The sequence below is a fragment of the Streptomyces sp. NPDC002676 genome (assembly GCF_053592455.1).
The window spans coordinates 83,095-108,405 of record NZ_JBSFVT010000015.1; the positions used below are offsets into that span (position 1 = coordinate 83,095).

At 70.7% G+C, this 25,311-nt stretch carries 16 protein-coding genes; 6 read left to right on the plus strand and 10 right to left on the minus strand.

Annotated features, from left to right (window positions below):
- Positions 1-58: 58 nt before the first annotated feature.
- The 4 genes from ACWD3E_RS31725 to ACWD3E_RS31740 form a co-directional block, all read right to left on the minus strand.
- The gene (locus tag ACWD3E_RS31725) at positions 59-9,466 is read right to left on the minus strand and encodes a non-ribosomal peptide synthetase/type I polyketide synthase (protein ID WP_451390982.1); all 9,408 of its coding nucleotides are present in this window, start codon (positions 9,464-9,466) and stop codon (positions 59-61) included.
- 103 nt (positions 9,467-9,569) lie between these two features.
- Positions 9,570-10,112: an EF-hand domain-containing protein gene (locus ACWD3E_RS31730; protein ID WP_451390983.1), complete on the minus strand. Its 543-nt coding sequence runs from the start codon at positions 10,110-10,112 to the stop codon at positions 9,570-9,572.
- A gap of 197 nt (positions 10,113-10,309) precedes the next feature.
- Positions 10,310-11,221 (minus strand): SDR family oxidoreductase, encoded by a 912-nt coding sequence (locus ACWD3E_RS31735; protein WP_451390984.1) that lies wholly within the window; start codon positions 11,219-11,221, stop codon positions 10,310-10,312.
- 49 nt (positions 11,222-11,270) lie between these two features.
- Positions 11,271-12,047, minus strand: coding sequence for an SDR family oxidoreductase (locus ACWD3E_RS31740; protein WP_451390985.1), 777 nt, complete (start codon positions 12,045-12,047; stop codon positions 11,271-11,273).
- 79 nt (positions 12,048-12,126) lie between these two features.
- Here ACWD3E_RS31740 and ACWD3E_RS31745 point away from each other — a divergent pair, with 79 nt between their 5' ends.
- From ACWD3E_RS31745 to ACWD3E_RS31760, 4 genes are read left to right on the plus strand one after another with little or no spacing between them, the layout of a single operon-like run.
- The gene (locus tag ACWD3E_RS31745; RefSeq protein ID WP_451390986.1) at positions 12,127-12,903 is read left to right on the plus strand and encodes an enoyl-CoA hydratase family protein; all 777 of its coding nucleotides are present in this window, start codon (positions 12,127-12,129) and stop codon (positions 12,901-12,903) included.
- A 14-nt stretch (positions 12,904-12,917) separates the two neighbouring features.
- Positions 12,918-13,772, plus strand: a complete 855-nt coding sequence (locus tag ACWD3E_RS31750) for a CoA transferase subunit A (RefSeq protein WP_451391071.1) — start codon at positions 12,918-12,920, stop codon at positions 13,770-13,772.
- Positions 13,769-14,542 carry a CoA-transferase subunit beta gene (locus ACWD3E_RS31755; RefSeq protein ID WP_451390987.1) on the plus strand — a complete coding sequence of 258 codons (774 nt, stop codon included), beginning with the start codon at positions 13,769-13,771 and terminating at the stop codon, positions 14,540-14,542. The genes ACWD3E_RS31750 and ACWD3E_RS31755 overlap by 4 nt, the downstream gene beginning before the upstream one ends.
- Positions 14,543-14,553: 11 nt before the next feature.
- Complete coding sequence (locus ACWD3E_RS31760; protein ID WP_451391072.1) at positions 14,554-15,645, plus strand: NAD(P)H-dependent flavin oxidoreductase; 1,092 nt, start codon at positions 14,554-14,556, stop codon at positions 15,643-15,645.
- Here the strand turns inward: ACWD3E_RS31760 and ACWD3E_RS31765 are convergent.
- From ACWD3E_RS31765 to ACWD3E_RS31775, 3 genes are read right to left on the minus strand one after another with little or no spacing between them, the layout of a single operon-like run.
- Complete coding sequence (locus ACWD3E_RS31765) at positions 15,623-16,780, minus strand: acetyl-CoA C-acetyltransferase (protein ID WP_451390988.1); 1,158 nt, start codon at positions 16,778-16,780, stop codon at positions 15,623-15,625. The genes ACWD3E_RS31760 and ACWD3E_RS31765 overlap by 23 nt on opposite strands.
- A gap of 35 nt (positions 16,781-16,815) precedes the next feature.
- Positions 16,816-17,409: a TetR/AcrR family transcriptional regulator gene (locus ACWD3E_RS31770; protein WP_451391073.1), complete on the minus strand. Its 594-nt coding sequence runs from the start codon at positions 17,407-17,409 to the stop codon at positions 16,816-16,818.
- 42 nt (positions 17,410-17,451) lie between these two features.
- A complete protein-coding gene (locus tag ACWD3E_RS31775) occupies positions 17,452-18,240 on the minus strand; it encodes an SDR family oxidoreductase (RefSeq protein ID WP_451390989.1) in 789 nt (262 codons plus the stop codon).
- A gap of 163 nt (positions 18,241-18,403) precedes the next feature.
- Between ACWD3E_RS31775 and ACWD3E_RS31780 the strand changes: the two genes are divergently transcribed.
- Together ACWD3E_RS31780 and ACWD3E_RS31785 are read left to right on the plus strand one after the other, a co-directional pair.
- The gene (locus ACWD3E_RS31780; RefSeq protein WP_451390990.1) at positions 18,404-19,573 is read left to right on the plus strand and encodes an acyl-CoA dehydrogenase family protein; all 1,170 of its coding nucleotides are present in this window, start codon (positions 18,404-18,406) and stop codon (positions 19,571-19,573) included.
- Complete coding sequence (locus ACWD3E_RS31785) at positions 19,573-20,580, plus strand: acyl-CoA dehydrogenase family protein (protein WP_451390991.1); 1,008 nt, start codon at positions 19,573-19,575, stop codon at positions 20,578-20,580. Before ACWD3E_RS31780 ends, ACWD3E_RS31785 begins: the two co-directional genes overlap by 1 nt.
- A gap of 53 nt (positions 20,581-20,633) precedes the next feature.
- On the opposite strand, the gene ACWD3E_RS31790 is transcribed toward ACWD3E_RS31785, so the two are convergent.
- The 3 genes from ACWD3E_RS31790 to ACWD3E_RS31800 are packed head-to-tail and all read right to left on the minus strand — an operon-like array spanning position 20,634 to position 25,156.
- Entirely contained in the window at positions 20,634-21,608 is a 975-nt protein-coding gene (locus tag ACWD3E_RS31790) for an antibiotic biosynthesis monooxygenase (protein WP_451390992.1), read from the minus strand.
- A gap of 6 nt (positions 21,609-21,614) precedes the next feature.
- Complete coding sequence (locus ACWD3E_RS31795) at positions 21,615-24,332, minus strand: molybdopterin-dependent oxidoreductase (protein ID WP_451390993.1); 2,718 nt, start codon at positions 24,330-24,332, stop codon at positions 21,615-21,617.
- Complete coding sequence (locus ACWD3E_RS31800; RefSeq protein WP_451390994.1) at positions 24,329-25,156, minus strand: FAD binding domain-containing protein; 828 nt, start codon at positions 25,154-25,156, stop codon at positions 24,329-24,331. The genes ACWD3E_RS31795 and ACWD3E_RS31800 overlap by 4 nt, the downstream gene beginning before the upstream one ends.
- Between the last annotated feature and the right edge of the window lie 155 nt (positions 25,157-25,311).

The window sequence follows — 25,311 nt, forward strand, 5'->3', positions numbered from 1 at the left end:
CCCTTCATGTCGAGGTGAGATCGGGTGGTGGGTCCGCGCGAGCGTCACGGGACGTTCGTCACGGGACCTTCGTCAAGGGCGCCGTCAGAGTGGCGCGCACCAGCTGTGTGTTGGCCTCCAGGTACGCCGGGTCGAGCATGTCGGCGTGCACACCGAACCCCTGGAGGACCGTCGTGTCCGTGGTGGAACTTCCGTGCCAGGCGCCGTCCTGGCCGGCGGCATAGAACTGCGCCTTCTGCTCGTCGGAGATCACGCTGACCTGGGCCGCGACCGCCCCGAGGTTCGGGGTGCGGAAGCAGAAGTGGATGTATTCCCGCGCCTGGCCGAGCACTTCCTCGGTGACGCTCGCCGACCCGGTGTGCTTGCGCAGGTGCTCGCCGAGCTCGCGCTCGAAATCCTCCAAGTGCTCGTCGGTGAGGCTGAAGGATTCGGGAATGCGGTACGAATCCACGATGACCACGTGGGAGACCTCCCGTCCGCGTCGCTCCAGTTCCTTGGCCACTTCGAAGGCGAGATTGCCGCCGAGTGAGTAGCCGAGCAGGGCGCAGGGCCCCTCGGCCTGGAGTGACTCGACCAGGTCGGCGTAGCGCTCTGTCTTGTCGTCGCCGGCGAGGTAGTTGAAGGCGGTGACCCGGTACTCCGGCAGCTGTGCCGCGAACCGGCGGTAGACCAGCCCGTGGCCTCCGGCCGGCGGGAGGCAGAAGAGCTGTGGACCGTCGCCGTCGTTGAAGCGCAGGTAGGGCAGCGCCCCGACCGACCCGCCGGTGGCGATCTGCTCGACCGTCCCGGCCATCCCCTGCAAGGTGGTGAGCTTGAAGAGCCGGCTGACCGGGACGGGAACGCCGAACTCGTCCCGCAGACACTCGATCAGCTCGATCAGCTTGATGGAGCTGCCGCCGACCTCGAAGAAGTCGTCCTGCAGGCCGACCCGTTCGAGGCCGAGCAGCTTCTGCCACTGTCCGGCCATCCGCACCTCGTAATCCGTCACGGGCGGGTCGTGGGCCTCGTCGTCGGCACTGAACCGTGGGGCCGGCAGTGCGGCCAGGTCGACCTTGCCGTTCGCGGACAGCGGCAGGGTGGGCAGTTCGACGAGGTATGACGGGATCATGAACGTCGGCAGGTAGCCGGCGAGATGACGGCGAAGCTCGCACTGATGCAGCTCCGCACCGGCCGCGGGCACGCAGTAGGCACACAGGGCGGCTTCGCCCTGCGCGTCCTGACACACCGCCACCACTGCCTGCTCCACGTCGGGCCAGAGCGCCAACTGGGTTTCGATCTCTCCGAGCTCGATTCGGTGGCCCCGGACCTTGATCTGGGAATCGATGCGACTGAGCAGCTGCACGCCACCCTCCGAGTCCCAGCGCGCGAGGTCGCCGGTGCGGTACACACGTACGGGCTCGCTGTCGGGCTCAGTGCTCAACGCAAGGGTGGCGAAGCGCTCCTCTGTCTGCTTCTGATCACCCGCGTAGCCGAGCGCGACGCCCTCGCCGCCGATCCACAGTTCTCCGGGCACACCGGGCGGCACCGGCTCGTTGTTCCCGTCCAGGATGTAGAGGGCGCTGTTCGGGAAGGGCCGGCCGATCGGCACCATCATGCTCGGCTCCAGCCCGTCGGCCGGACCTTCGAAGTAGGTGCTGTCGATGGTCGCCTCGGTGACTCCGTAGGAGTTGACGAGCCGGGTTCGGGGGCCGCACAGGGCGCGCAGGCGCTGGTACTCCTCGACCTTCCAGCTGTCGGACCCGACGACCAGCAGCCGCATGAAGTCCAGCCGCTCGCCTGTGCGTTCGCAGTGGCTCATCAAGCCGCGCACCACCGCGGGAACGAATTCGCCGCAGTCCACCCGCTCGGCACGCATCGTGTCGTACAGGCGTCTCGTGTCGAAGAGCAGCTCCCGGCCGATCAGAACCAGCGTGCCGCCGGAGCAGAGCGCACGGACCAGATCGCCGGTGAAGACGTCGAACGACGGGTTCGCGAGCTGGAGATGAATCCGCACGTCGTGGCCGAGGCGGTACCCCTCGCGCCATCCGCCGTAGGCCGAGGCGAGGTTGTGGTGGCTGACCCGGGCGGCCTTCGGCCTGCCGGTGGAACCGGAGGTGTAGATGACATAGGCGGGGGCGTCCGGGCCGACCTTGGCGTCGAGGTCGCAAGCCGCGAGCTGTCCGGATCCGTTCAGTTGATCCAGTGTCAGAACCAGGGCGTGTGCCGAGGTCATGCGCTCACGCTGGCTCTCGTCCGCCACGACGACCAGCGAGGCGCCGGCGTTGCTCACCATGTAGTCCAGGCGTCCCGCCGGGTACGCCGGATCCAGCGGCAGATACGCGCCGCCCGCCCGGAGCACCGCCAGCAAGGTGACGATCAGTTCGGGCGACTTGTCCAGGCACAGTGCCACCACAGTGCCCTCGCGCACCCCCAGCTCGCGCAGTCGGTGTGCCAGGACGCGGGAGCTGTGTTCGACTTCCGCGTACGTCAGGCGCCGCACGGCCCCCGACTCCGACGGGGCCGACACGGCGATCGTCTCGGGGTGGGCGGCGGCAGCCTGGCAGAACAGCTCGTGCACCGGAACGTCGTGGGCGGCCCGGGATTCAGCCCCGCTCCACTGACCGAGGATGCGTTCGCGCTCGTCGGGCCCGAGCATGGCCAGCCGGGTGGCCGGCCGGGCGGACGTCGCCTTCGTGAGCCCGTCGAGGAGATTCACGTAATGTGAGGCCATCCGCCGCAGCGTCTTTGCTTCGAAGAGGTCGGTGTTGTACTTGAAGACGCAGTGGAAGCGGTGCTCGGCCTCGTCCTCGTAGGCCGACAGCGTCAGGTCGAACTGTCCCTCCTCCTCGGGCAGTTCGATGTAGTCCAGTCGATAGCCGTACTGTTCGGTGGCGACCTTGTGGGTGAGCAGGATGAACATCGCCTGGAACACCGCGGAGCGGCTCGGGTCGTGCTGCAGTCCGAGTTGGTCGACCAGCAGGACGAACGGGTACTCCTGGTTGTCCAGGCCGCCCAGGACACTCTCACGGACCCGCGCCAGCAGCTCGGTTGTGGAGGGTTCACCGGCCAGGCTCACGTACAGCGGCAGCGGGTTGACGAAGTATCCGTAGACGGAGGCGAACTCCTCGTGCGTGCGCCCGGTGACGGGGCTTCCCACGATGATGTCGTCCTGCCCGCTGTAGCGGTGCAGCAGCAGATAGTAGGCGCTCAGCAGCACCATGAACACGGTCACGTTGTGCTCGCGTGCCAGGGCGTGCACGCGGGCGCTCAGCTCTTCGTCGAGGACGAAGAACTCGGACGCACCATTGTGGGTCTGGACGGCCGGACGGGGGCGGTCGGTGGGCAGGCCGAGGACGGGTACCTCGTCGGGGAGGCGGCCCCGCCAGTAGTCGAGCATCTTCCGTGCGTCCGGGCCGGCCAGGAACCGGTTCTGCCGGTTGAGAAAGTCGAGGTAGCGGGCGGGCACCGGTGGCAGCTCGACGGGCAGGTCGTGCCGCAGTCCCTCGTAGACCGCGAGGAGTTCCTCGATGAAGGTGAAGGTGGAGACGGCGTCGGAGATGACGTGGTGGACGGCCTTCATGATCAGCCAGCGGTCCTGGTCGCGCTTGAACAGGCGGAGGCGGACCAGTGGATCGTCCGCGAGGTCGTACGGCTTGCGGTACTCGCGGATGATCAGCTGCCGGATGCCGGCCCAGTCCCGGTCACGTACATCGAACACGCCGAAGTCCGGTGTCGTCGCGGGCGAGATCCGCTGTACCGGCTGCCCGTCCTGCATGACGAGGTTGGCGCGGAGGCTGGGGTGGCGCTCGATCATCGCGGTGAAGGCGGCGAGCATCAGCTCGGGGTCGAGCTCGACACGTACCTCGACGGCGCCGCCGATGTTGTAGGCGAAGCCTCCCGGGTTGAGCTGTTCGAGGAACCAGAGCGCCTTCTGGTTCTGGGTCAGTGGATACTGCCGCTCGTCCTCGAAGAGCTCGACGTCCATGGCGTCACCGCCGTCGCCGGGGTCCGCGGCGAGCAGTTCGGACAGGCCTGCGTGCACCTGCTCGACCAGTTCCGAGACCGGCGCGTTGCTCAGCAGGGCCACCACGGGCAGGGCGATGCCCAGATCCGCGTGGATGCGGGCGCGCAGCTCCATGGCGAGCAGGGAGTCCAGTCCCAGGGCGCCCAGGGTGTCCGTCGAGCCGATGTCCTGTGCGTTCATCCTGAGGACGCGCGCCACCAGCGCGGCGAACCGGTCGACGACCAGCAGTCTGCGTCCCTCGTCATCGGCGTCGCGGAACGCGCTGACGAAGCCGCGCTGTTCACCGTCGATGCGGGGATCGCCCGCGGCGGCAAGTTCGGCGACCAGCGGCGGCGGGGAGGGGTACCAGGCGAGGAAGACCGGCCAGTCGACGACCGTGGCGACCAGCAGTTGGGCTCGGTCCTGGCCGATGACCCGTTCCAGTACGGCCATGCCGGTGTCCGGGGACAGCGAGTTCATGCCGCGGCCGGCTCGATAGTGTTCGACCAGCCCGAGTTCCTCGATCATGCCGGTCGCCCACGGGCCCCAGTCGATGCTCAGCGCGGGGAGTCCCTGGGCGCGGCGGTGGTGCGCGAGCGCGTCCAGGAAGGCGTTTCCGGCTGCGTAGTTGGTCTGGCCCGCCGTGGTCAGCAGCGAGGCGACCGAGGCGAACAGCACGAAGTGTTCGAGCGGTTCGTCGCGCAGCAGGCGGTGCAGCAGCCAGCCGCCGATGGCCTTGGGGCCGTACGTGGAGTCGAAGACCTGTCGGTCCATCTCCGGAACCAGCGTGTCGCGTACTTGCCCCGCGAGGTGGAACACGCCGCGGATCGGCGGCTGTTCGGCCGCCCGGTGGCCGGACAGCCAGCTGTTCAGGGCTGCCTCGTCGGTGATGTCCAGTGACACCACGACGGGGTGGGCTCCGAGTGTCTCCAGTTCCTTGACGAAGCAGACGTTGCGCCCGGCCGGGGAGTCGGGGTCGAGGTCCCGCCACAGGGCGCGTTCGGGCAGGGCGGTGCGGCTCATCAGGATCAGCCGGCGCGCGCCGCGCCGGACGAGGGTGCGGCACAGCAGCCGGCCGAGCGCGCCGAAGGCTCCGGTCACCAGATAGCTGCCGTCGGCCCGCAGCCGCAGCGGCAGCGGGCGGGTCAGGCCGGCGGCCGGGGCCAGTCGGCCGGAGCTTCGGCGGCCGGCGCGCAGGGCGATCTCGTTCTCGTCGCCGGCCGACAGCTCGCGCAGCAGCGCCTCGGCCTCGGCGCGGCGGGCCGCGGCGTCGTCCGGCCGGGCCGGGTCGAGGTCGATGAGCTTGCCCGGGTGGTCGGTCAGCTCCTGGTGGCGCAGCACGCGGCCGATGCCCCAGGCGGGCGCGCCGAGCGGCTCCACCACGTCCGCGGGGGCCACCGCCTGCGCGCCGCGGGTGACGATGTGCAGGGCGGCGCCCGGCAGTTCGCGGGGCAGGACCTGGGCGAGGGCGATCAGTGAGTAGACACCGGTGCCGGTGTGCTCGTCGAACGCGTGCCGGTCCGCCGCGCCGATCGGCGGCAGGTCGAGGCTCCAAAGGTGCACGATGCCACCGGGCGGAACTCCGCCGTCCTCGCGCAGATCGGTGAACAGGCGCGCCAGATCTTCGGCGGAGTCCGGCGCGACCGTCCAGGTGCTGTCCTCGCCGGCCCTGCGGTATCCACGGCCCGGGCGGACCAGGTGACAGCGGCGGCCGGTGGCACGCACCACGGCCGCGAACTCCTCGGCGACACCCTGCGCGTCGGCGAACACCAGCCAGTCGTGTGAGACGGCAGCTGCGTCCGACCCCTCGCTCGCTTCGAAGCCTGCCTCGAAGGGCCGGTCGGTCCAGGTCACTTCGGCCAGCCAGCCGTCGATCGTCCCCACGTCGGCCGACGTCGCCGCTTTCTCGACGTCGGCGGCTCGGAAGCCGCTGATCCGGCCGAGCGGCTCGCCGCTGTCGGCGTACAGGCCGATGTCGCCTACGAGTTCACCGCTGCCCCGTCGTACGACCGTGGCGTGCGCCCACAGGGGCTGGTCCCCTACAGGGGCGACGCGCACCTCCTCGATGGACAGAGGCAGCAGCATGCCGGTGTCCTGCGCATCCGCGCGGTCGGCGAGCAGCCTCGGGGTCAGCAGCGCCTGGAAGCAGGCGTCGAGCAGCGCGGGATGGATGTGGTGGCGGGCGGCCTCGTCGCCGAGCGGCTCGGTCGCACGGATGCGGGCCAGCGCCTCACCGGGGCCGATCCACACGTCCTCGATGCCCTGGAACGCGGGCCCGTAGTGGTACCCCAGGGCAGCCAGTTCCGCGTAGCATCCGGCGCCGTCGAGACGGCGTGCGCTGCGTGCCCGGATCGTGCCGGCGTCGAGTGTCCCGCCGGTGCGGCGGCGCTGCGCAGCGCGCACCACGCCGGTCGCGTGCAGGGCCGGGTCCCGGCCGTCGCCCGGCAGGCTCGCGATGGTGAACGCGGCGCCCTGGGAGGAGAAGCTCAGCTGCACCGTGGCGGCGTCGTCGTCGGGCAGGAACAGCGCCTTGCGCAGCTCGACCTCGCCCAGCACCGCCTCGGTCGCCCCGGTCATCGCCCGTACCGCCTGCACGGCCATCTCCACGTAACCGGCCGCGGGGAAGACGGCGTTGCCCTGGATCCGGTGATCGGCCAGGTACGGCATCGAGTCGACGGCGAGCTTCACCTCCCAGGTGGGTTCGGCGTGAGCCATGCGGCGGCCCAGCAGCGGGTGGTCCTGCCGGCCGAGCCGGATCTGCCGTACCGGGGCGGGCTCCACCCAGTAGCGGTCACGCTTCCAGGGATACGGCGGCAGCGTCACCGGACGGCCCTCGGGCTGCAGCGCGTCCCACGCCACGTCGACGCCCGCGTTGTGCAACGAGGCCAGCGAGGTCATGAACCGCTCCGGCTCGTCCTCCCCGCGGCGGATCGACGGGAGCGTCCAGCCCTCGGCGCCGCGGGCGGAGAGGCACTCCCGGATCGCGTGGCCGAGCACCGGGTGCGGGCCGAGCTCCAGGAACACGCCGTAGCCGTCGTCGGCCAGACGGTCGACCGCCGCCCGGAAGCGCACACTGCCCCGGACGTTCTCCCACCAGTAGCCGGCGTCCAGTTCGGTGCCGTACGCGGTGCCCTCCCTCCCGGTGAGGTACACCGGCACCTGCGCCACGCGCGGTTTCAGATCCGCCAGTGAGGACAGCAGTTCGTCCTTGATCGACTCCATCTGGGCACTGTGATAAGGAACTTGCACCGACAAGAACCTGACGAAGACCTGCTCGGCGCGGAGCTGGTCCGCGAGCTGTTCGAGCGCGTCCCGGTCTCCGGAGAAAGTGACCGAGGCCGGGCTGTTGGACGCGGCCAGCGACACGGCGTCGCCGTACGGCCGGATGCGGGGCTCCGCCTCCGCGGCGGACAGGCTCACCGCGAGCATGGTGCCCGTGCCCGCCAGCCGGTGCTGGAGCCGGCCGCGGTGCACGGTGAGCGCGACGGCGTCCTCAAGGCTGTAGACGCCGGCTTCGTAGAACGCAGCGACCTCGCCGGTGCTGTGTCCCACGACGGAGTCGGGGCGCACTCCGTAATGGCGCCACAGGGCCGCGAGGCCGACCTGCAGGGCGAAGTTGGCGGGCTGCGCCAGCCAGGTCTCGTTCATCCTCGAATCGGCTTCGCCGACGGTGAGTTCGTCCACCAGGGACCAGCCGGTGAGCTCGGCGATCTCGTGGTCGCAGCGCTCGACCGCCTCGCGGTAGACGGGCTCGCTCTCGAACAGCCCGCGTCCCATCGCCCACCACTGCGGCCCCATGCCGGTGAACACCCAGACCAGCCGCCGTCGCGGAGCGGCCCGGCGCTGGTCCACGAGCACGCGGGGGTGTTCCTCGCCCCGCACGTACGCTTCCAGGCCTTCCGTCAGCGAGGCGCGCGTGGAGTACACGACCGACAGCCGTGATTCGTGGTGCTGGCGGCGGTGCGCCAGGGTGTGGCCCAGGTCGGACAGCGACACGGACGCTTCGTCGTCGCCCGCGTCGGTGACCTCCCGCAGCATGCCGGCCGCCAGCCGGGGCAGGGCGCCGGGATCCCGCGCGGTCAGCGGCAGGATGGTCCAACCCGGCTTCCGCGACCTGGCGTTCGGGTCGTCTCCGCAGCGGTCGGCGCGCGGGCGTACGAGTGTCTTCGGCGCCTCCTCCAGCACCACGTGCGCGTTCGTTCCCCCGAATCCGAACGCGTTCACTCCGGCGCGGGCCGGCCCGTCGTGCTCGGGCCAGTCGGTCGGCCGGGCCGGAATCTCGTACGGCAACGACGCCAGGTCGATGGCCGGGTTGATCCGCCCCAGGTTGATGTGCGGCGGGATCGTACGGTGCTCGAGGCACAGGACGGTCTTGATCAGTCCCGCGATGCCGGCGGCCGACTCGGTGTGGCCGATGTTGGGTTTGACGGAGCCGACGTAGCATCTGGCGCCCGGCTTCCGCCCGACCGACAGGGCACGGCCGAGTGCGGCTGCCTCGATCGGGTCGCCGACCGGTGTCGAGGTCCCGTGTGCCTCGACGTACTGCAGGTCGCCGGGTACGACGCCCGCCTCGGCGCAGACCCGCTCGATGAGCTCCACCTGAGCGTTCGCACGAGGGACGGTGATGCCGTCGGTACGGCCGTCCTGGTTGACGCCGCTGCCGATGATCACGGCATGGATCGGGTCGCCGTCGCGCTCCGCGTCCGCCAGCCGCTTGAGCGCGACCATGCCGACGCCCTCCGCCCGGACATAGCCGTTGGCCGAGGCGTCGAAGGTGCACGAGCGGCCGTCGGGGGACAGGAAGCCGCCCTGGGTCTCGGCGATGGTGTACTGCGGAGCCATGTGCAGCAGCGAGCCGCCGGCGAGCGCCAGGCTGCTCTCGCCGCGCAGCAGGCTCCGGCAGGCCAGATCCACGGCGACGAGCGAGGAACTGCAGGCGGTGTCGATCGAGACGCTGGGACCGCGGAAGTCGAAGCAGTGCGACACACGGTTCGACAGCATCGTCATCATGGTGCCGGTCGCGGTGTGCGCGGCCAGCGTGTCGAAGCCGAGGTCCGCGAACTGCAGGATCTTGTAGTCGAGGGTGAACCCGCCGACGAAGACGCCGATGTCACGTCCCGCCAGTTCCGCGGGTTTCTGCCCGCCGTCCTCCAGCGCCTCCCAGGCCACCTCCAGCAGTTTGCGCTGCTGCGGGTCCATGTACTCGGCCTCACGCGGGCTGATGCCGAAGAACGCCGGCTCGAATTCGTCGAACCCGTCGATGTAGCCACCGCGACCTCCGACCAGCCGCCCTCGCCTCGCCTTGTCCCGGCTGCTGAGCGTCGTGACGTCGTACCGATCGGCCGGAGTCGTCGTGATGCAGTCCTTGCCGTCGATCAGGTTCTGCCAGAAGGCCCGGTGGCTGGATGCCCCGCCCGGAAACCGGCAGCCGATGCCGATGACTGCGATCTTGTCGCGGGTGATCGCGTTCCCCATGTCTGTCATAGTCGAAGAGTCGAAATCCCTGAGTCGTGGTCCCTGGCGCGGCGTCGCGGACAAGCAGGACCGCCCGCCGTTGCGCGACGGGCGGTCGAGTGTCCCCGACGGGTCAGGCCCCGCTGAGGGCTTCGTACACGGCGACACCGGGAGCTTTGTGGTCGCCACTGACGTAGCACTCGCGCTGCATCGACGCGTACTCCTGGCTGGAGATGCGGCCGTCATGGTCCTTGTCCAGGATCTCCATGACGGTGCCGGCCTGGTTCGGCTTGAGGCCGTAGGCCTTCAGCAGCGGGACGATCTCCTGCTGGTTGATGTAGCCGTCGTCGTCGCTGTCGGCGAGCGCGAACTCGGCCACCTCGCGGCCGATCGTCCCGACGACGTCCTTGACGGTCGCCCCGTCGAGGACCGCCGCGAACTCGTCCCGCGTGATCCGACCGTCGTGGTCGCTGTCCGCCGCATCGGCCAGCTCCTGCCACCATCCGTCGTACTGCCGGCGCACGGCCTGAGCCTTCTGCGGGTCCGCCTGAGGGAACTGCTGGATGATCGCGTCTGCTCGCTGCCGGAAGTCTTCCTGCGTGATCAGACCGTTGTGGTCGGTGTCGAAGAGGCCGAACATGTTCTCGGACTTGCCGTGCGTGAAGCTGTCGGTCACGGGGTGCGCCCTTTCTCGTCGTGGGCCCACGCGATGTAGATGTATGGGCCACGCGCGCGATGATTGCCCTGAGTCACGTATTGCACACGGAGCGTATTCGCATGTGCATGTGCAGGGTCGTCGCCGCGTGGTCAGCGAACGGGTGATGCCGTGCGGCCTGCCGCCTTACGGAGTCATCGCCCACGGATCGTCGAAGGCTACTGCGCGCCGTAGACCGGCTGCGCGGGCTGCGCCTCGGCGAGGAGTTTCAGCGTCGCCTCGCCCGCCTCCGCCGGGGTCCAGCGGACGCCCTTGTCGGTGGTGGGGCCCGGGCGCCAGCCCTCCATGACGGTGATCCGGCCGCCCTCGGACTCGAAGACCCGGCCCGTCACCCCTGCGGAGGCGGCGGAGCCGAGCCAGACCACGAGCGGGGAGACGTTCTCCGGGGCCATGGCGTCGAAGCCCCCGTCCGCCGGGGCGGCCATGGTCTCGGCGAAGGTCCGCTCGGTCATCCGGGTCCGGGCGGCCGGGGCGACGGCGTTGACCTGGACGCCGTAGCGGCCCAGTTCGGCGGCGGCGACGAGGGTCAGGCCGACGATCCCGGCTTTGGCGGCGGAGTAGTTGCCCTGGCCGACGCTGCCCACAAGCCCGGCGCCGGAGCTGGTGTTGACCACCCGGGCCTCGGGCCTGCGACCCGCCTTCGCCTCGGCCCGCCAGTGCGCGGCGGCGTGCCTGAGCGGCAGGAAGTGGCCTTTGAGGTGGACGCGCACGACCGCGTCCCAGGCGTCCTCGTCGAGGTTGACGAGCATGCGGTCGCGCAGGAACCCGGCGTTGTTGACCAGGGTGTCCAGGCGGCCGTAGGTCTCCAGGGCGGTGCGGATGAGTGAGGCAGCGCCCTCGGTGGTGGCGATGTCGCCTCCGTGCGCGACCGCCTCGCCGCCGAGCGCGCGGATCTCGTCGACGACCTGCTGAGCCGGTCCGGCGGCCGGGCCCGTGCCGTCGAGGCCGACGCCGAGGTCGTTGACGACAACCCTGGCTCCCTCGGCGGCGAAGGCGAGGGCGTGGGCGCGGCCCAGGCCGCGGCCCGCGCCGGTGACGACGGCCACGCGTCCGGTGCACAGTCCGGTCATGGGGGGGAGTCCTTTCGTCGGGTGCTCTCGTCCGGTGTCGCGGGGCGTGCTACTTGTTGACGCCGGCGACGTCGAGGAAGGCCGGGCGCTCCCCTCCGCCGTGGACGTGCAGGCTCGCCCCGCTGATGTAGGCGGCGCGGTCGGAGGCGAGGAAGACGCAGGCGTCGCCGACGTCGGCGGGCGCGGCGAGGCGGCCGAGCGGGACGGTGCGTCCGACGGCGTTGATGCCGTCCTCGTCCCCGTAGTGCAGGTGCGACAGTTCGGTGCGCACCATGCCGGGGACGACCGTGTTGACCCGCACCCGCGGCGCCCATTCCACGGCCATGGAGCGGGCGAGGCTGTCCAGGCCGGCCTTGGCCGCGCCGTAGGCCGCGCTGCCCGGTGACGGGCGCGTTCCGCTGACGCTGCCGATCATCACGATCGACCCGCCGCCGTTCTGACCGCGCATCAGCTCGTACGCGGCGAGCGATGCGGTGAGGGGGGCGAGGAGGTTCAACTCCACGACCCGGGCGTGCCGTTCGGCTCCACCCTCGGCGAGAAGCCGGAAGGGAGTGCCCCCGGCGTTGTTGACGAGGGTGTCGAGGCGTCCGTACTCGTCCCGTACGCGCTCGAAGAAGGCGCCGCTCGCATCGGCGTCGCGCAGGTCGGCGGGGAGGAAGCGGGCCGTGCGGCCGGCCGCCTCGACGGGCTCGACCGGGGGCCGTCGGGCGCAGGTCACGACGTCCGCGCCGGCCTCCAGGAACGCCCGGGCGATGCCGGCGCCGACGCCCCGGGTTCCGCCGGTGACGACCGTGACGCGTCCGGTGAGATCGATGATCGCCGCCAAAGGGCACCTCCCGCAGTGCGCACTCCGCTGCTACCTTCTCGCCTAACAAACGTTTGGTGGAAAGGTAGCTGATCTGCCCATGAGTGTCTCCACCTCCGTTCCAGAACAGGGCATCGCCGTCGTCACCGTGGACTTCCCGCCGGTCAACGCCCTTCCCGTGCAAGGCTGGCACGAACTGGCCGCCTCCGTGCGCGCCGCCGGCACCGACCCGAAGGTGCGGTGTGTGGTGCTCGCCGCCGAGGGCCGCGGCTTCAACGCCGGGGTCGACATCAAGGAGTTGCAGCGCACAGCCGGGCACGAGGCCCTCATCGGCGCCAACCGCGGCTGCTACGAGGCGTTCGCCGCGGTGTACGACTGCGAGGTCCCGGTGGTCGCCGCCGTGCAGGGCTTCTGTCTGGGCGGCGGCATCGGACTGGTGGGGAACGCCGACGCGATCGTCGCCGCCGACGACGCGGCCTTCGGCCTGCCCGAGCTGGACCGGGGCGCCCTCGGTGCGGCCACCCACCTCGCCCGGCTGGTACCCCAGCACCTGATGCGCGCCCTGTACTACACCTCACGCACCGTCAGCGCCGAGGAGCTGCACCGGTACGGCTCGGTGTGGCGCGTGGTGCCGCGAGATCAACTCAATGCGGCAGCCTTGGAGTTGGCCCGCGAGATTGCCGCCAAGGACGGAGCTCTGCTCCGCCTGGCCAAGGCGGCGATCAACGGCATCGACCCCGTCGACGTGCGCCGCAGCTACCGCTTCGAGCAGGGCTTCACCTTCGAGGCCAACCTCAGCGGCCTCGCCGACCGCATCCGCGACACCTTCGGTACGGACCGGGACGCCTTCGGCACGGAACAGGAGCAGCAGCCGTGAGCAGGGACAAGACGATGACCGCCGACGAGGTCGTCGGCCGGCTCGACAGCGGCATGACGCTCGGCATCGGCGGCTGGGGTTCGCGGCGCAAGCCGATGGCGCTGGTGCGGGCGCTGCTGCGCTCGGACGTCACCGACCTGACCGTCGTCTCCTACGGCGGCCCGGACGTGGGACTGCTGGCAGCCGCCGGGAAGATCCGCACCCTGGTCGCGGCCTTCGCCACCCTCGACTCCGTTCCCCTGGAACCGCACTTCACGGCGGCCCGGCAGCGCGGCGCGCTGGAACTGGTGGAACTGGACGAGGCCATGGTCATGTGGGGACTGACCGCGGCAGCGCACCGGCTTCCCTTCATGCCGATCCGGGCCGGCCTCGGCTCGGACGTGATGAAGGTCAACCCCCGCCTGCGGACCGTGCGTTCGCCGTACGAGGACGGCGAGGAACTCGTCGCCGTCCCCGCGCTGCGCCTGGACGCCGCGCTGGTGCACCTCAACCGCGCGGACAGGCACGGCAACGCCCAATATCTCGGCCCCGACCCCTACTTCGACGATCTGTTCTGCGAGGCCGCCGACGCGGCGTACGTCTCCTGCGAGCGGATCGTGGACAGCGCGGACCTGCTCAAGGACGCCGGGCCACAAACCCTGCTGGTCAGGCGCGCGTTCGTGAACGGCGTCGTGGAGACACCGAACGGCGCCCATTTCACCTCCTGCGTCCCCGACCACGACCGCGACGAGGCGTTCCAGCGCGCCTACGTACGTGCCGCCCGCGACCCGGAGGCCTGGCAAGCCTTCGCCGAGCGGTTCCTGTCCGACGACGAGGACGCGTACCAGGCCGCGGTGGCGGCGTTCCACGAGGAGGAAGCAGCGGCATGAGCGACACCCGTACGACAACGATGGCGACGCGCGCCGAGTACTGCGTGGTGGCCTGCGCCGAGGTCTGGCGGGATGCGGGGGAGGTTCTGGCCGGCCCGATGGGCACCGTCCCTGCGATCGGCGCCCGGCTGGCGAAGCTGACCTTCTCCCCCGAGCTGCTGCTGACCGACGGCGAGGCACTGCTGGTCGGCGACGTCCCGGCGATCGGTGCCGAGCCCGAGGTGGTCGAGGGCTGGCTGCCGTACCGGCAGCACCTGGCCCTGGTCGCGACCGGGCGGCGGCACGTGATGATGGGCGCCAGTCAGCTCGACCGGTACGGCAACCAGAACATCTCCTGCATCGGCGACTGGAACCGGCCCACCCGGCAACTGCTGGGCGTGCGCGGCGCCCCGGTCAACACCCTCAACAATCCGACCAGTTACTGGGTTCCACGGCACTCGAAGCGGGTGTTCGTCGAGCGGGTGGACCTGGTCTGCGGCGTCGGCTACGACCGAGCCGCCGCGGCCGGTCCCTCCGCGGCTCGCTTCCACCGGATCGCGGACGTCGTCAGCGACCTGGGCGTCTTCGACTTCCGCACGCCCGACCGGACGATGCGGCTGCGCTCCCTGCACCCCGCGGTCACGGTCGAGCAGGTCGTCGAAGCCACCGGATTCCCGCTCACCGTCCCGGACGAGGTGCCGTACACCCGGCAACCCACCGCCGAAGAACTGCGGCTGATCCGCGAGGTCATCGACCCGAAGGCGCTGCGCGACCGCGAGGTGCCCGCGTGAACGACCTCGCGATCACCACCCCACTGACGGAACTCGTCGGCGTACGGCACCCCATCGTGCAGACGGGCATGGGCTGGGTGGCCGGTCCCCGCCTGGTGTCGGCCACCGCCGATGCGGGCGCGCTCGGGATCCTCGCCTCGGCCACCATGACGACCGAGCAACTCCGTTCCGCCGTCCGCGAGGTCAAGTCCCGTACCGACGCGCCCTTCGGGGTCAATCTGCGGGCGGACGCCGCGGATGCGGCCGAGCGGGTGCGGATCATCATCGAGGAGGGCGTGAAGGTCGCCTCGTTCGCGCTCGCGCCCTCCCGGGAGCTGATCGCCCGGCTCAAGGACGCCGGCGTCGTCGTCATCCCGTCCATCGGCGCCCGCCGGCACGCCGAGAAGGTCGCCGCGTGGGGCGCCGACGCGGTGGTGGTGCAGGGCGGGGAGGGCGGCGGGCACACCGGGAAGGTCGCCACCACCGTCCTGCTCCCCCAGGTGGTCGACGCGGTGGACATCCCGGTCGTCGCGGCCGGCGGCTTCCACGACGGCCGCGGCCTGGTCGCCGCGCTCGCCTACGGCGCCGCCGGGGTCGCCATGGGCACCCGCTTCCTGCTCACCTCCGACAGCGCCGTCCCCGACGCGGTCAAGGCCCGGTACCTTGCGGCCACGGTCGACGACGTCACCGTCACGACCAAGGTCGACGGCCTGCCCCACCGGATGCTGCGCACCGAGCTGGTCGACTCCCTCGAACGCTCGGGCCGGGCAACCGCCTTGCTGCGCGCCGTACGTCACGCAGCGTCCTTCAAGGGGCTGTCCGGCATGAGCTGGGCGCAACTGGTCCGCGACGGCCGGGCGATGAAGCACGGCAGGCAACTGACGTGGAGCCAGGTCCTGCTGGCCGCCAACACCCCCATGCTGCTCAGGGCGTCGATGGTCGAGGGCCGGACCGACCTCGGCGTGATGGCCTCCGGCCAGGTCGCCGGGCTGATCGACGATCTGCCGTCCTGTGCGGAACTCGTCGACAGGATCATGACGGAGGCCCGGTCGACGCTTCGTGGCCTTCCTCCGGCCGAGCAGAGCCGCGGGTCCGGTCCCGTCAGAGCCGTTCGACGATGGTGACGTTGGCCTGGCCGCCGCCCTCGCACATGGTCTGCAGGCCGTAGCGTCCGCCGGTGCGCTCCAGTTCGTGCAGCAGCGTGGTCATGAGCTTGGTGCCGGTGGCACCCAGGGGGTGGCCGAGGGCGATGGCGCCGCCGTTGACGTTGACCTTCTCCGGATCGGCGCCGGTCTCCTTCAGCCAGGCGAGCACCACGGAGGCGAAGGCCTCGTTGATCTCCACGAGGTCGATGGCGTCGAGGGTCATCCCGGCCTTCTTCAGGGCGTACGCCGTCGCCGGGATCGGCGCGGACAGCATCCGGATGGGGTCCTCACCGCGCACCGAGAGATGGTGTATGCGGGCGCGGGGCGTCAATCCGTGCTCCCTTACGGCTCGTTCGCTCGCGAGCAACAGGGCGGAGGCGCCGTCGGAGACCTGGGAGGAGACGGCGGCGGTCAGCCGGCCGCCTTCGACCACCGGCTTCAGGCCCGCCATCTTCTCCAGCGTGGTGTCGCGGCGGGGGCCCTCGTCGGCGGTCACGTCGCCGTAGGGGACGAGTTCGCGGTCGAAGCGGCCCTCGTCGGCGGCGCGGACGGCCCGTCGGTGGGAGCGGAGCGCGAACTCCTCCATGTCCCGGCGGGAGATGCCCCACTTCTCGGCGATCATCTCGGCGCCGGTGAACTGGTCGACCGGCCGGTCGCCGTAGCGGGCCCGCCAGCCCTCGGAGCCGGCGTAGGGGCCCTGGGTGAGCCCGAGGGGTACGGCGGCCTGGCGGCTGGCGAAGGCGATGGGGATCATCGACATGTTCTGCACACCGCCCGCGACCACCAGGTCCTGGGTGCCCGAGAGCACGCCCTGCGCGGCGAAGTGCAGGGCCTGCTGGGAGGAGCCGCACTGGCGGTCCACCGTCACCCCCGGCACCTCCTCGGGCAGCCCGGCGGCCAGCCAGGAGGTACGGGCGATGTCACCGGCGTGCGGGCCGACGGCGTCCAGGCAGCCGAAGACGACGTCCTCGACGGCGGCCGGGTCGACGCCCGAGCGCTCCATCAGCGCCGTCAGCACGTGGGCGCCGAGATCGGCCGGGTGGACGGCGGCGAGCCCGCCGCCGCGCTTGCCGACCGGCGTGCGTACGGCTTCGACGATGTATGCCTCGGCCATGGCCACTCCTTGGGGGCTCGGTGGTTGCTGCGGTGTCATTCGCGCAGGGCGATGCCCTCCAGCACCATCGACAGGTACTGGCGGGCGATCTCCTCCGGGCTGTGCTGTCCGCCCGGCCGGTACCAGGACGCGGCGACCCACACGGTGTCGCGCACGAAGCGGTAGGTGAGCCGGACGTCGAGGTCGGCGCGGAAGACCTCGGCGGCCACTCCACGCTCCAGGGTTCCCAGCCACGCCTTCTCGAACCTGGCCTGCGAGTCGGCGAGGTAGTGGAAACGCGGCTGGTTCACCAGGTGCTTGGACTCCTTCTGGTAGATGGCGACCGCGGCACGGTGCCGGCCGATCTCCCGGAAGGACTCGGTGACAAGGGCTTCGATCGTCTCCCTGGGGCCGAGCCCGGAGGCGAGTACGGCGTCGTAGCGGTCCCACAGCTCGTTCAGGAAGGTCGAGAGGATCTGGTCGAGCATCGACTCCTTGGAGTCGAAGTGGTAGTAGAGGCTGCCCGCGAGCATCCCGGCGGCGTCCGCGATCTCGCGGACGGTGGTGGCCTTGTAGCCCTGCGCTGCGAACACCTCGGCGGCGGTCGCCAGCAGTTCCTCGCGCCGCTCGGGCGAGGGGCCGGGGGCCATGGTCTTCTTGCTGCTCTTGTTCGGCACCGGATCATTCTCGCCTCAGGCGTGCTGGCTGCTGACGGACAGGACCTCGCCGGTCAGGTACGAGGAGTAGCCGCTGGCCAGGAAGACGATGACGTTGGCCACCTCCCACGGCTCGGCCCAGCGGCCGAACGCCTCGCGGGCGGTCAGTTCCGCCAGGAGTTCCGGCGTGGTGACCTTCACCAGGTGCGGGTGCATGGCGAGGCTGGGCGAGACGGCGTTGACCCGCACCCCGTACTCCGCGGCCTCGACGGCGGCGCAGCGGGTGAGGGCCATGACCCCGGCCTTGGCGGCGGCGTAATGTGCCTGGCCCTTCTGTGCCCGCCAGCCGATCACCGAGGCGTTGTTGACGATGACGCCCCCGCTGCCCGCCGCCTTCATCCGGCGCAGCGCGGCGCGGGTGCAGCGGAAGGTACCGCCCAGGGTGACGTCGAGGACCTTGTCCCACTGCTCGTCGGTCATCTCGACCAGGTCGGCGGTGCCGCCGAGTCCGGCGTTGTTGACGACGACGTCCAGGCGCCCGTGCCGCTCCTCGACGAGGTCGAAGAGTGCGCTGACCTGGTCCTCGTCGGTGACATCGCAGGGCAGTGCGGCGACGCGGTCCGCGCCGAACTCCGCGGCCAGCGCCGCCTCCGACTCCTTGAGCCTGCGCGCGTGGGCGTCGGAGAGCACGACGCGGGCGCCTTCCTCCAGCAGCCGGCGGGCGGTCGCGCCACCGATGCCGGCGCCCGCGGCGGCGGTGACCACGGCGGTACGGCCATGAAGGAGGGCGTGGCCGGGGACGTAGGGCGGCGGGGGCGTGGTCACGGGGCGGGCCTCCTTCGGCAGGCCGAGAGCGGCTCCGGACGGCTCTCGACGGCTGACGGCCCGTTAGGTTAACCTACCAAACACTTGTTAGGGAAGGAGAGCGGATGTCCGCTGCCCGCACCGCACCCACGGAGCCACTCCGCACCAGGGAGGCGGGCGCCTGATGGACCTCGACTTCTCCGCCGCCGAGGACGCCTTCCGCGCCGAGGCCCGCGCCTGGCTCGCCACCCATGTGCCCGGCACCCCCCTGCCGTCGCTGGAGACGGCGGAGGGCTTCGCGGCCCACCGGGACTGGGAGCGCACCCTGTTCGCCGACGGCTGGTCGGTGGTCTCCTGGCCCGAGGAGTACGGTGGCCGTGCGGCCACCAGCTTCGAGTGGCTGATGTTCGAGGAGGAGTACTACGCGGCCGGTGCGCCGGGCCGGGTCAGCCAGAACGGCATCAACCTCCTCGCGCCCACCCTCTTCGAGCACGGCACGCCGGAGCAGTGCGCCCGCGTCCTGCCGTCCATGGCGAGCGGCGAGGTGATCTGGGCCCAGGCCTGGTCCGAGCCGGAGTCGGGCTCCGACCTCGCCTCGCTGCGCTCCACGGCCGTACGCACGCACGGGGGCTGGCTGCTCAGCGGCCAGAAGACCTGGTCGTCGCGGGCGGCGTTCGCCGACCGTGCCTTCGGACTGTTCCGCAGCGATCCGGACGCGGACCGGCCGCACCGGGGTCTGACGTACCTCATGTTCCCGCTGGACGCGGAGGGCGTGACAGTACGGCCCATCGGGCGGCTCGACGGCAAGCCCGCCTTCGCCGAACTCTTCCTGGACGAGGTGTTCGTGCCCGACGAGGACGTCATCGGCGAGCCCGGGCAGGGCTGGCGGGTCGCGATGAGCACGGCGGGCAACGAGCGCGGGCTCACCCTGCGCAGCCCCGGCCGGTTCACCGCCGCCGCCGACCGGCTCACGGCCCTGTGGCGGTCCGCTGCGGACCCGTCCGACACCGCCCTGCGCGACCGGGTCGCCGACGCGGTGATCGGCGCCCGCGCCTACCAGCTGTTCGCCTACGCGGGCGCATCGCGGCTGGAGGCGGGAGGTTCGATCGGCGCTGAGTCGAGCCTCAACAAGGTCTTCTGGTCCGAGCTGGACCTCGCCCTGCACGAGACCGCCCTCGACCTGCTCGGCCCCTACGGCGACCTCGCCGACGACGCCGGGGACGCGCCCGCGCACGGCGGCTGGGCCGAGGGCTACGTCTTCTCGCTGGCCGGCCCCCTCTACGCGGGCACCAACGAGATCCAGCGCGACATCATCGCCGAGCGGCTGCTCGGCCTGCCGAAGGGACGCCGGTGATGCGGTTCCTCCTCGACGACGAGCAGCGCGACTTCGCCCGCTCGCTGGACGCCCTGCTGACGGCGGCGGGCACCCCGGCCGTCGTCCGCTCCTGGGCGACCGGGGACACCGGGCCCGGACGCGCCCTGTGGACCCGGCTGGCCGAGGCCGGGGTGTTCGCACTCGCGGTACCGGAGCAGTACGACGGCCTGGGCGCACTGCCGGTCGAACTGGCCGTTGCCTTCGTGGAGTTGGGCCGCCACGCGATGCCGGGGCCACTGGTGGAGACGGTCGCGGCAGCGGCTCTCCTGGACCGTCTGGGTGAGACGGTGCCGGCCGCCGCCTGGTTGCCGGGGATCGCCGTCGGCAAGGCCGTCGGCTCCCTGTGCCTGCTCTCCCCCGCCGGCCCCTACGCCCTGGACAGCCCATACGCCCTGGACGCCGGCGCCGCCGATGCGGTGTTCGTCGTCGAGGGCGACATCCTGCGCCTGGCCGAGGCGCACGGCCCTGTACAGCGCTCGCTCGACCCGGCCCGGCGGCCTGCCCGCCCGCTCGGCGGCACCGTACTGGCCCAGGGGCCGGCCGTCGCCGCCGCAGCCGCGCACGCCGCCGAGGTCGCGGCGCTGGCCACAGCCGCACAGGCCCTCGGACTGGGCCGCGCCCTGCTGGACCGGACCGTCGAATACGCCCGGCAGCGCAGGCAGTTCGGGGTCGCCATCGGCTCGTTCCAGGCGGTCAAGCACCGGCTGGCCGACACGCTCATCGCCCTGGAGTTCGCCCAACCGATGGTCCACGCCGCCGCGTTGGCGCTGGGGCGGGGTGACGACGGGTGCGGGCGCGAGATCGCCGCGGCGAAGGTCTCCGCCTGCGAGGCCGCGTACGCCGCGGCGCGCACCGCCCTGCACCTGCACGGTGCCCTCGGCTACACCGAGGAACTGGACCTGTCCCTCTGGATCCGCAAGGCCCGCGCACTGCGCACCTCCTGGGGCACACCCTCGGCCTGCCGGGCCCGGGTGCTGGCTCCCTGACCGGCGAGGCGGCTGACCGGCCATCTCCATCCCACCGAGGCGCTGCTCGCCGGTCAGGGCAGCGTCCAGAACCGGACCGTGACGAGGTAGAAGACGACAGCCCAGAGGGCTATCGCCACCGCGACGACACCGAGGCCGCGGAGGTTGCTCCTTGCCGCCGGTTCGTCCGGCGGTGGCCGCAGCCATCGCCCGAGCAGCGGGTTCACGTAGTAGGGCATGGTCAGGAAGCTCATGATGAAACTCGACAGCAGGTTGCCCACCAGCAGGCCGATCCAGAGCCGCATGTGCAGCGGGGACAGAGCGAGCGTCAGCAGCACGACGGTCGGGTACAGGCCGACCCAGATGGCGAGGGAGGTCCTGGTCTCGGAGGGCGGCGGCGGTGCCTCCTTGCCGTTGCCCTCGAAGGCGAACCAACTGCCGAACGAGTTGTCGATCGTACGCAGTTTGAAGTCGCTGAACTTCTCGCCCTCGGCCAGGATCTCCTGCCGCTGGGGCGACGTCAGCCAGGCGTCGAGGTGCTCGGCGCTGTCGTAGCGGTACAGCGTGGTCCATTCCTCCTGGAGCCCCTCGATCGGGCGGAAGAGCTCGGTCCCGCGAAACCCCTCGAACTTGCTCTCCTCCTCGACCATGTGGTGCTGCCAGGCGAGGAACTCGTCGACCTGGTCCGGGTGGACGCGGTGGCTGACCACCACGGTGACCAGCGGATCCAATGACTGCGTGCCGCTGCTGACCACCTGCTGGGTCGCCGGACCGTCGAAGTACTTGGCGCCGACTTCGAGATACGTCTGCCTGGTCGCGCTGTTGATCCACGCCTGCAGATGCGCCACCGAGTCGAACCGGTACACGACGACCCAGTCGGGTTGCAGCGGTGTCGGCGGTGAGATCTCGGCGCCGAGGAAACCGGGGTAGTAGGAGGCCGCGGTGTTGAGGTCCTTCTGCCACGACTCGAACTCGCGCTCCATCCCGGGCAGGACCTTCTGGCCGATGATCGCCGTCGCCGCGGCAGCTATGTTCTTTCCGGTGTTCATGGTGGCTCAACCTGCCGACACCGACTGCTCCGCGGGGAGTCGGCCGTAAATGCGTTCCGGAGTCAGCGGCAGCGCCCGGTAGCGGACGCCCGTGGCGTCATGCACCGCGTTCGCGAGCGCGGGGGCCACCGGGTTGATACAGCACTCGGCCATCCCCTTGGCCCGCATGGGCCCCACCGAATCCGCCGAGCCCACCAGGAGCACCTCGGTACGGGGGATGTCGGCGTAGGTGGGGATGCGGTAGTTGCGGAGGTTCGGGTTGACCATGACGCCGCTGTCGTCGACGTGGTGGTTCTCGGTCAGCGCGAAGCCGATTCCCTGGGCGACACCGCCTTCTATCTGCCCCCGGACCTGCGCCGGGTTGATGATCACCCCGGCGTCCGCGGCCTGCACGCTGTACAGGATCCGTATCTCGCCCGTCACGCGGTGTACGGCGACGCGGAACCCCTGCGTGTTGGAGGTGACGCTTCGGGGCGAGCCGTATGCCTTGCGTGCGGCGGTGAAGCGGATTCCACGTGTGCGGGCCAGCGCGACAAGTTCGGCCAGCGATACCCGCCGGTCCCCGCAGACGACCCCGTCGTCGTCCATCGTGCACATCACGACATGGACGCCCGTGTGCGCCGCGGCGAATTCCAGGATGCGGTCGCGCACCGCATTGGCCGCCCGCAGGACCGCGTTGCCCGCCACGAAGAGGCCCGCGCTCGCGAAGGCGCCGGTGTCGAATCCCGTGCGGTCGGTGTCGGACTGCACCAGACGGATCCGCGACGGCGTCGTGCCCAGCTGGTTGGCTGCGATCTGGACATGGGCCGTGGAGGTTCCCTCCCCGAACTCGGCGGTTCCGACGGCCAGTTCGTAGATGAGATCGTCGCCCAGCGTGACCCAGGCCTCGGAGAGGTGTTCCGTCGGGGGTGCGGTCTCGTGCAGGGAACTCGCCACGCCGGCTCCGACGAGCCACTCGGGGCCGGGAGGCGGCCGGTCGGCCGTACGGGCCAGGGCGTCGCCCACCAGGTCGATGCACCTGGCGAGTCCGTCCTCGGTGAAGATCACGTCGTCGGGGCCGTCGTGCATGGCGACCAGGGGCTCACCCGGCCGAACGATGTTGCGGCGGCGCAGTTCCAGCGGGTCGAGGTGAAGGGCGCGGGCCAGTTCGTCCATCGCCGACTCCACGGCGAACGCCGGCTGCGTCATCCCGTAGCCTCGCAGCGCCCCGCTCGGCACGGTGTTCGTGTAGACGGAGTACGCGTCGTACTTCTTGTTGGGGCAGCGGTAGATCATGACGGCGGCTCCGCCCGCGTACACCGTTTCGCCGCCGTGGTTGCCGTAGGCGCCCGTGTTCGACACGTTGCGTACCTGGAAGGCGGTGAGCGTTCCGTCGGCCTTCGCGCCGAGCTTGACCGTCAGGGTCATCGGATGTCGCGGCGAGGCCGTGGTGAACTCCTCCTCACGGGTGTACTCGAGACAGGTGGGCCGCCCGGTGTCCAGGGTGGCGAGCGCGACCAGGTCCTCCGAGATCACCTCCTGCTTGCCGCCGAATCCGCCGCCGACGCGTTTGCAGAACACCCTCAGCTGGTCCGGGCGCAGCGCGAACAGGTATTCCAGTTTGACCTTCGCGATCGACGGTGACTGTGAACTGGTGCGGACGTTCAGCCGGCCGTCCTCCATCCAGGCGATGGAACCGTGAGTTTCCAGATGTGCGTGCTGCACCCGCGGTGTGAAGTACGTGCCTTCGTGGATCACGTCGGCCGCGGCGAATCCCGCGTCGACGTCGCCGATGTGCGAGTGGAGTTCGACAAGGATGTTGTGGACGGGGTCGCGGACGAACGGATCGTCGGAACCGTGCAGCTGGGGTGCGCCGTCGGCCATCGCCGCCTCGGGGTCGAACACCGCCGGCAGCACCTCGTACTCGACCGCGAGACGCCGGCAGCCCTCCTCGGCCGCCCCGACCGTGTCGGCCAGGACCGCGGCGACGCGCTGGCCGGCGAAGCGGACCGTGTCGTCGAGGATGTAGGTGTCGTCCGGGTCGACCAGGTGGTCGGTGTGGATCGCCGTGGTGAAACGTCTGCGGGGTACGTCTTCCCAGGTGTAGACCCGGTGCACGCCGGGCGCCGCGAGGGCGGCGCTCTTGTCGATCGAGAGGATCCGGGCGTGCGCGTGGGGTGAGTGCAGCACCTTGAGGTGCAGCATGCCGTCGATGTGCGTGTCCATGGTGAACTCGGCGTGACCCGTCACCACATCGTGGCCCGCGGGCGCGCCGACGCTCGTCCCGACGGCCTTGCCCGGTGCTGCCGTCTCCACCGCACGGACGCCCTTCACGGCATCCTCGATCGCCCGGTAGCCGGTGCAGCGGCAGAGGTTGCCCTTCAACGCCCGTGGCAGATCGGCCTTCTGGTCCTCGGTGAAGGTCGCCGACGTCATGATCATCCCTGCGGTGCAGAAACCGCACTGGAACCCCGGGGCGTCCTCGAACTGCCGCTGCATGGGATGCAGGGCGCCGGGCCGTCCAAGGCCCTCGATCGTGGTCACCTGCCGGCCGTCCGCGCGGAACGCGGGGGTGATGCAGCTGTGTACCGGTGCGCCGTCCAGCCACACCGTGCAGGCGCCGCAGTCGCCCGCGTCGCACCCCTTCTTGACGCCGAAGTGGCCGAGTTCGCGCAGGAAGGTGCGCAGGCACTGGCCGGGGGCCGGTTCCCGGTCGAATTCCCTGCCGTTCACGATGTAGCTCATGCCAGGTCCCCAGCGGTGAGTTCACGGCAGATCTCTTCGGCGAAGTGCCGTGTCAGATGCCGGCGGTGGTCAGGGGTCCCGTTGGGATCAGCGAACCAGACGTCGGCCGGCACGGCGTCGATGCTCTGCCGCAGGGTTCGGACATCGGGCAGGGAGTCGAAGACGATGCGGACCGGCCGCGTGGTGCCGGCGGTGACGGTGAGCATCAGGTCACTTGCTCCCAGCCGTTGCGTGCCGACGAGGAACACCGTCGAACGGCCGAGCCGGGTCAGTGTGAAGCGACGGTGCGCGGTGCGTTTGCGCAGCGCGTGCTCCGGAATGGTGATGCGCCGGAGGATCTCGCCGGGGGCGAGAACGTTGCGGTGGTCACCCGTGACGAAATCGAGGGCGTCGACGAAGCGCACGGAGCCATCGGGCGCCCATAGTTCGTACTGCGCCTCCAGCGCGACCGTCAACGTGATCATCGGGCCGGCGGGCAAGGACATGCAGATGTTTCCGCCGACGGTCGCCGCGTTCCAGACCTTGAACGAGGACAGGAATGCCTCACAGCTCTTCCGGAAGAGGATTCCGGCGGTCCAGTCCTTTGGCCATGGGAAGGCGTACAGCTCGCGAATAGTGCATGTGGCGCTGATCTCCAGGCCCCCGTCCGTCGGAACAAGAGGCTCCCAACGCAACGCCGTCAGGTCGATCAGCCGTCGCAGGTCCGGCTGCTCCGTGGAATAGAGCCATGTTCCGCCTGCGAGCCAGGCGTCGCCCTCGTGCCAGTCCATGCCTGGCCGCTCGGACGGTCGCCGGATTACTTCGGTGATGGTGTTCAGGTCCATGAAAACCGACCTACGGGAGAACGGACCTACAGGAAGTCGACTGTCCCCTGGCACTGTTGGATTTCCCGCTGACCGAGCAGGCGTTGGCCGCCACGCCGCGCCGTTCGGGGCGGCTGCGCCGCGAGGGACCAGCGGGCACACAGACACTCTTGTTG